The following is a 6,375-nucleotide window of genomic DNA, read 5'->3' as shown; positions in this document are numbered from 1 at the left end:
GGCCACTTTGGCTGATGCGATTTTAGACCGTATCGTTCACAATGCACACCGCATAACGCTCGAAGGCGACAGCATGCGGAAACGAAAAACACCGCCGATCTTGACCGGTGGCGAAATAACCGAAATTAATCACCCGTAACAGCAACAAGGCAACCGGAACTCGATCAGATCCGTTGTCCGCGACTTAGCGAAACGCTTGTCCGCGACTTTCTGAAAACGCTGTCCCAATTAAGAGAAATCCGCACGCAGAGGAAGTCCGCCCCCTTGAACCTGGTGGCGTTCGAAACAGTTCTCACCATACCGACGCCAGACCGACGCGATTGTCGATGGCAATCGCCAAAACTCTTTAGTTTCGTATGCCAAGTACAGGATTTTGATCATCGAGAACGCGGCTCATTGTTGTTGCCACCAGTCGATCGCATCCTGCAGTCCCTGATCCAACGAAATGCGCGGTAAGAAACCAACCTCTTGGCGTAGTCTCGTAACATCCGCAACGAGGCGCGGAGGTTCATTCGGGCGCATCGGTAGAGCACCTAGTTTCAGAAGGTCCGACCGTCCCATAAATTCTCCTAGACGTTCGATCACATCTCGCAACGCAATGGGTTCGCCGGAGGCGATATTGACGCTACCCTCGACCGCGCAGTCCACGAGAGCCGAAAATGCCGCTGCAACCTCGCGACTATCCATAAAATCCCGTAACTGCGTTCCAGCGGTGGTTTCCGCTGTACGCCCCGCAAGCAAGCTTCTGATAATCGAAGGGACCAGCCGCTCAGATCTTTCGTGACGGCCGAAAGATAAAAACAAGACACCCCAGGCGAACGAGAGACCGGTCTGGCGGGAATAGCTCTCAATAAGCCGGCGAGCACTATCCTTTGCGGTTCCGTAAAGTGTTGCCGGTTCGCGACGCGCGCCTTCATGCACATAGTCCGGCAGTATAGTCCAGTCATACTCAGCGCATGTTCCGGCAGCAACAAAACGCTCGCCTCCCGAGAGATGGAACGCGCGCATCAATAAGACCGTTGTCGCCACCCATGAGATATTTTCAGGTGCAGACCAGAATCCAGCGCCCACGTCCCATGCAAGATGCAACAAATGTGTCGGTCGCACCATCTGCACTAGTTCGGCGCCCGCCCCGGGGTGCATGAGATCGACACTATGCCACTTTACATCCGGCTGATCGAGGACATGGCGAGCGCAAGCATGAACCTCATATCCGCGCAGACGCAGTTCGTTCAGACAATGCCGCCCAAAAAAACCCGAGGCACCTGTGACGAGGACGCGCTTCACGGCTGGAAATCCGGATAATTGGCATCCCGGTCGGACAGGCGTTCCGGCGGAAGAGGCCATACGATTGCAAATGCCGGATCGTCCCAGCGAACGCCGCGGGCGAACTCCGGCTTGTAGGCCTCGCCCATGTGATAGAAAACCTCGCTATCTCGAACCAGAGTTTGGAAACCGTGGGCGCAGCCCGCCGGGATATAGAGAGCATTGCGCTGATCAGCATCCAGCTCGACGCTGGTCCATTTCAAGTAGGTCGGTGAATCTGCGCGTAGATCCACCACGACATCCAGTATACGGCCTCTTGTGCAGCGTACGAGTTTAACTTCCGGATATGGCTCAGCTTGATAGTGCATTCCCCGCAATGTCCCTCGATGGGGATTCCAGGAAACGTTGCATTGCGGAAAATAGTTGATCAAACCGTTCTTGCTAAAAGTGTCGGCGCAAAATGTTCTGGCAAACAGGCCCCTGTCGTCGGCAATTGCGTCGACATTCACGATCATAACGCCGGGCAGAGTTGTGGGAGTGATTTTCAATCGCAGAGACCTTCCTTCCAAGCTGAGTCTCGTGGAACTGCCGATTTTTATCGTATAACAAAGACACTCAGGTGCAGCGCTTCCAGAACTAGTGACCGAAATACGCGGTAGCTACGGCTTCTGCGTCCCCATCCATACGGACCTTGCCATGCTCGAGCCAAACTATCCGTGTGCAATTCTTTACAAGTAACTCTCTCGAGTGGCTCGCAATGATTAGTATCTTGGTCTTGTTAACCAAATCATGCAGACGCTCGTTTGCCTTTTCCTGGAAGCCTTGGTCCCCAGTCGCTAGCCATTCGTCCATGATCAAGATTTCTGGCTGAATAATAGTAGATATTGCGAAAGCTAGGCGAAGCTGCATGCCGGTTGAGTAGGTACGGACCGGCATATCGAGGAAATTTCCGAGCTCAGAGAAGTCCTCAATCTCTTTCTGATGCACGGAAAGGTCACGTTTCTTGAATCCCAGGAGGGCGCCCCGAATTGCAATGTTTTCCCGCCCAGTTGCCTCAGTATCAATCCCCAACGAAATGTTGATCAGCGACGTGCATTTGCCATTTGTGACAATACGACCACCCGTAGGGTGATAGACGCCGCTCATGACCCGCAGAAGTGTCGTCTTGCCAGAACCGTTGTGGCCAACGAGACCCAGTCGCTCTCCTTCCTTGAGGCTCAAGCTGACGTGTTCAAGCCCGCGTATAATTACGTGACCTTCAGAGTTGGAGCCGATCGTTCCTCCGGTCGCAAGACTGAATACTTGGTTCTTGAGCGATCTGCTTTTTGCATTGTAGATCGGGAAATCTACCGTGACGTCTTCAAGATGCATGGAGGTCATGTTCGCCTGCGTGGGGTGATTTCGAAGGTAGAGATTCATAGCCAATACGTGATTCGGGAGCGGAAGCGGTTTAGGAATAACAACGCGATCGCCCATCCTACGACCGCCATGACGATAACGACGATCCAGTTGACCAGTGTTCCGGGATTCCCAAGGAGAGGATCGCGAACAACACTAATAAGATGATAGAAGGGGTTCAAGCCCAGCATTAGGGCGGATTTAGTGCCGTTTGGGAGATGACTCGGCTGCCACATAATTGGCGTTACGTATAAGGATACCTGCATGACGTTCTGGATAATTTGCGTCAAGTCCCGATAACGAGTGCAGAGAACCGCCAATATCACCATTATCCATAGAATATTCAGCGATGCCAATATGAACCCTGGAACGACAAGAAGTGCATAAAGATCTACAAACTTTCCAAAAGCCAACAAAACAATCGGAAATATGAGGATATTGTGTCCCAATATAATCGTATTTCTCCACCACGTCCTTAGAATGTACGTGAAAAATGGGATCGGCAGCTGGAGCATCGTTTCGCTGTTTGCGATGAAGCTAACGCATGCCTCGTTGATTAACTGTGAGTAATATCCCCAGACAATCATACCGACGCATATGAAAGGCAAGAACTCCGACATCGGTGAATTGAAGATCGTTCCAAAGACCAATCCCAGAGCGCCGATCAGCACTCCCATATTGATCGTAAGCCAGAATGCCCCGACCCTTGAACGACGATATCTTTGCGCAACATCTTGCCAGCCGAGAAGTGCGGGTAGATGGAAATTCGCTATTGAGCCGAACACGTCCCCCCAACCGGTGATTATTTGCGAGGTCGCTTTAGTCATGTGGTACCAGTCTCCAGGTCGGGCTCGATTGCTCGGCTCGCGGTTAGCACATTAGAATTGGACTTAATAGTGACTGCCGGTCGCAATCAGACACGAACAGGCGCTTCACCTGGAAACGATCGCCATCGAAAAGCGAACTATAATCGCCCCACGGGCGATAGGAGGTCGCGTGGGTTTCCCTCGGGCTTGATGTTTCCTTCGCCTGAGTGTTCGGGGTCGAGCCGATCTGCAGACTGCTGCCCCGATTGCTTGTCAAACTATTACGAGAACGTCTCCAGTGCCTGGACGTGTACCGGCTTTCGGTCCGAACCCGCAGCGACCACTTGAAGATTGAGATACGCCGTGTGCTCGAGGCGAACCATCGCCTGCTCGAGAAGCTTGCCCTCACGGAACGAAATGGCGCGGACTAGCGACGCCACCTAAACGCAGTGGCCAAGGATCTCGTCGGCGACTGGCTCGCCGTCGCCGATCTCGGCAACTGCCTTGTCGACCAATGCGTCGAAGACGTCCGCATAGCGGACGACGTGCGGGTGCTGGCGCATCACCGGTGCCTCTACGACCGCCGTGAAGCGGCTTGCGAAGGGGCGACTGGGCGCCGCGTCAGAGAGCGAAGCGGTCGAGACCGCGGTGGCGGTAGGACCGGCGGGCATGGGCGCGGACAGTGGTGCAAACACAGCGGCTTGGGCCGCTTTGCTCCGGTCGGTCGGAAGCCGTCACATTCTTGGCAGGGCCCCCACGGGATCTCGAGGATCCTTCTGCAAAAAAGCGAACGGATCCTGAACGACGTTAACGCCAGGCTTGCACCACCGGTGGAGCACGAGGCCGAAAAACGGCAGACCGCGATGAAATTCTTGCTACTCGTTGCAGATCGAGGCCGACCCCACTATTGGTGCCTGATCACGCCGACAGGGATTTGACCAGCTATGGTTGCGCACGTTTCGACAGCCAGCACTAGCGAACACATAAGCGAAGGACACAAAGTGCGCGTCTGTGCCATCATCGTAACTTACAAGCCCGATCAAGTGAAACTTGGTCGACTCCTCGGTGCGATCCAAGATCAGGTTGATAAAATCGAAATCATAGACAACACCGACGCAAACGTCGGCTTGGCAGCAGCACTGAATAAGGGCATCGCTTCCGCAATCTTGGGAAGCTTCTCACATGTCCTTTTGATGGATCAGGATAGTTTGCCAGGTGACGGCATGGTGGCTGCCCTACTAGCTGATGAAATCGCCGCGCAGAGATCAGGCAAACGAGTGGGCGCGATTGGCCCCGCCTTGATTGATACACGTAGCGGACGGCCGTATCCTTTCGTCAGATACGGTTTTCCGCGAAATCAATGGATCACTTCGAGCGAGATGGTAGAGTGCGACTTCGTTATTACATCCGGGAGCCTAATATCGCTCGCGTCGCTTCAAGAAATTGGCCCAATGAACGCAGCCTTATTTATCGATAGTGTTGATATTGAGTGGTGTTTCCGCGCAAAGAGTAAGGGCTTCTCCATTTTCGGCTCAGCCAACGCGACGATGGGCCACGAGATCGGTGACAGTCTTATCAAGGTCCCCGGATTTGGCAGGAAGCAAATTCTAGTTCATGGACCGGTCCGGCTCTACTACATCATGCGAAACCGCATTTTGCTCTATTGGATGCCACATGTTACCCCAAAGTGGGTTGCGCAGGATCTCCTGCGGATTCCGTTCAAGTTTATAATCTTCGCGCTTCTAGTGCCGGGTCGATGGGACAATGTTCGCCACATGGCCCGGGGCATTTGGCACGGTTTGATTGGACGAAGTGGCCCTCACAGCTAATCCGGGTGCTCTGATCATTTGCTCTGAGCCCTTAAAACTGGATCGTTTTTGATTGGAGTTTTCCGCGCTAGTTTCCGGCTGGGAACAGGAACGGAAGACGATGAAAGCATCGAAGTTTTCAGACGCGCACCCCGCAAGCGTAAGCTGATTGACGGGATCCTGGTGGTTTGGGGAGTATCGATCCGGGGGCTGCGAGATCGGACAGACCCCAAGCCTGACTTTGCCATGTCTCCTGGAGAGCCGGATGCGTAACGAAAGGCGCACGTCCGGTTCGGCAAGAGGCGATGCGAGACCTGCCGCCGTAATGCGGCAAGGCACGTATCGCCTACTCATCCGATTTACCTCAAGATGCGCCGTGGCGGCCGGATCGTTTCCGTTGCCGGCATAGTCACCGTCGGTGTCAACACCGATGGTCGGCGCGAGGTTCTGGGCATGGAGGTCGGCACCTCCGAAGCCGAGCCGGATCTGGACGGAGTTCCCGCGCAAGCTGACCTGGCGCGGCCTGCGCGGCGTCAGGCTCGTCGTCTCCGATGCTCACGAAGGGATCAAGGCGGCAACATCCAAGGTTCTCAGCGCGACCTGGCAGCGCTGCAGGGTTCATTTTGCCCGTAACGTGCTGGCACAAGCCGGAAAGAGTGGCCGCCGCGTCGTGTCGGCATCCATCGCCACCGCCTTCGCCCAGGGGGCTGCAAGCCTGCAGTGGCGCGCCGTTGCTGACCAGATCAGTCCGAAGGTACCAAAGCTCGCCGCAATCATGGACGAGGCCGAACACGACGTCCTCGCCTATACGAGCTTTCCCAAAGAGCATCGCGTCAGGCTTCACTCCAGCAATCCGATAGAGAGGCTCAATGGCGAGATTGAGCGACGCACCGAGGTCGTCGGCATCTTCCCCAACGACGATGCTATCGTCAAAATCGTCGGCGCGGTGCAATTTTCGACGTTTGACGGCTGTCAAGGCAGAAACTGACATTTAGACACGCCGCGAGACTTGACGGCCACGTACCATTGGTATTGTCAACACAAGAAACGCAACTCGACGCTGGTCGAAAACGACCGGCCTCCAATTGGGAACAATC

Annotated in this window: 8 protein-coding genes and 1 pseudogene; 3 read left to right on the top strand and 6 right to left on the bottom strand. The window is 54.6% G+C overall.

The window, feature by feature from the left end; genetic code table 11:
- The coding region (locus tag RHIBUN_RS35445) for an ATP-binding protein (protein WP_245271684.1) at nt 1-139 on the top strand (139 nt) is incomplete at its 5' end.
- A 254-nt stretch (nt 140-393) separates the two neighbouring features.
- On the opposite strand, the gene RHIBUN_RS0117780 is transcribed toward RHIBUN_RS35445, so the two are convergent.
- From RHIBUN_RS0117780 to RHIBUN_RS0117755, 6 genes are all read right to left on the bottom strand, one after another.
- Entirely contained in the window at nt 394-1,287 is an 894-nt protein-coding gene (locus RHIBUN_RS0117780) for an NAD(P)-dependent oxidoreductase (RefSeq protein ID WP_025660569.1), read from the bottom strand.
- Nucleotides 1,284-1,814, bottom strand: coding sequence for a dTDP-4-dehydrorhamnose 3,5-epimerase (gene rfbC, locus RHIBUN_RS0117775; RefSeq protein WP_025660568.1), 531 nt, complete (start codon nt 1,812-1,814; stop codon nt 1,284-1,286). The genes RHIBUN_RS0117780 and rfbC overlap by 4 nt, the downstream gene beginning before the upstream one ends.
- An 88-nt stretch (nt 1,815-1,902) precedes the next feature.
- Nucleotides 1,903-2,646 (bottom strand): ABC transporter ATP-binding protein, encoded by a 744-nt coding sequence (locus tag RHIBUN_RS0117770; protein ID WP_025660567.1) that lies wholly within the window; start codon nt 2,644-2,646, stop codon nt 1,903-1,905.
- 35 nt (nt 2,647-2,681) lie between these two features.
- Nucleotides 2,682-3,491, bottom strand: a complete 810-nt coding sequence (locus RHIBUN_RS0117765) for an ABC transporter permease (protein WP_025660566.1) — start codon at nt 3,489-3,491, stop codon at nt 2,682-2,684.
- A 43-nt stretch (nt 3,492-3,534) separates the two neighbouring features.
- The gene (locus RHIBUN_RS35440; RefSeq protein WP_084659719.1) at nt 3,535-3,879 is read right to left on the bottom strand and encodes a hypothetical protein; all 345 of its coding nucleotides are present in this window, start codon (nt 3,877-3,879) and stop codon (nt 3,535-3,537) included.
- 31 nt (nt 3,880-3,910) lie between these two features.
- Nucleotides 3,911-4,141 (bottom strand): hypothetical protein, encoded by a 231-nt coding sequence (locus RHIBUN_RS0117755; protein WP_156932717.1) that lies wholly within the window; start codon nt 4,139-4,141, stop codon nt 3,911-3,913.
- Between the two features lie 273 nt (nt 4,142-4,414).
- Between RHIBUN_RS0117755 and RHIBUN_RS0117750 the strand changes: the two genes are divergently transcribed.
- Nucleotides 4,415-5,299 carry a glycosyltransferase family 2 protein gene (locus RHIBUN_RS0117750; RefSeq protein ID WP_025660564.1) on the top strand — a complete coding sequence of 295 codons (885 nt, stop codon included), beginning with the start codon at nt 4,415-4,417 and terminating at the stop codon, nt 5,297-5,299.
- Nucleotides 5,300-5,638: 339 nt separating this feature from the next.
- A pseudogene (locus tag RHIBUN_RS33565) lies at nt 5,639-6,227 on the top strand (transposase); the annotation flags it as partial.
- Between the last annotated feature and the right edge of the window lie 148 nt (nt 6,228-6,375).

The organism is Rhizobium sp. IBUN (assembly GCF_000510625.1).
Classification (GTDB): Bacteria; Pseudomonadota; Alphaproteobacteria; order Rhizobiales; family Rhizobiaceae; genus Rhizobium; species Rhizobium altiplani.
The sequence above is the reverse complement of the archived record's forward strand: the minus strand, read 5'-3'. Positions and strand labels throughout refer to the sequence as shown.

Bases quoted from the DNA above. Each gene is read 5' to 3' on its own strand.
- RHIBUN_RS0117765 (WP_025660566.1), bottom strand. From the start codon at position 3,491: ATGACTAAAGCGACCTCGCAAATAATCACCGGTTGGGGGGACGTGTTC.
- RHIBUN_RS0117770 (WP_025660567.1), bottom strand. From the start codon at position 2,646: ATGACCTCCATGCATCTTGAAGACGTCACGGTAGATTTCCCGATCTAC.
- RHIBUN_RS0117755 (WP_156932717.1), bottom strand. From the start codon at position 4,141: ATGCCCGCCGGTCCTACCGCCACCGCGGTCTCGACCGCTTCGCTCTCT.
- RHIBUN_RS0117750 (WP_025660564.1), top strand. From the start codon at position 4,415: ATGGTTGCGCACGTTTCGACAGCCAGCACTAGCGAACACATAAGCGAA.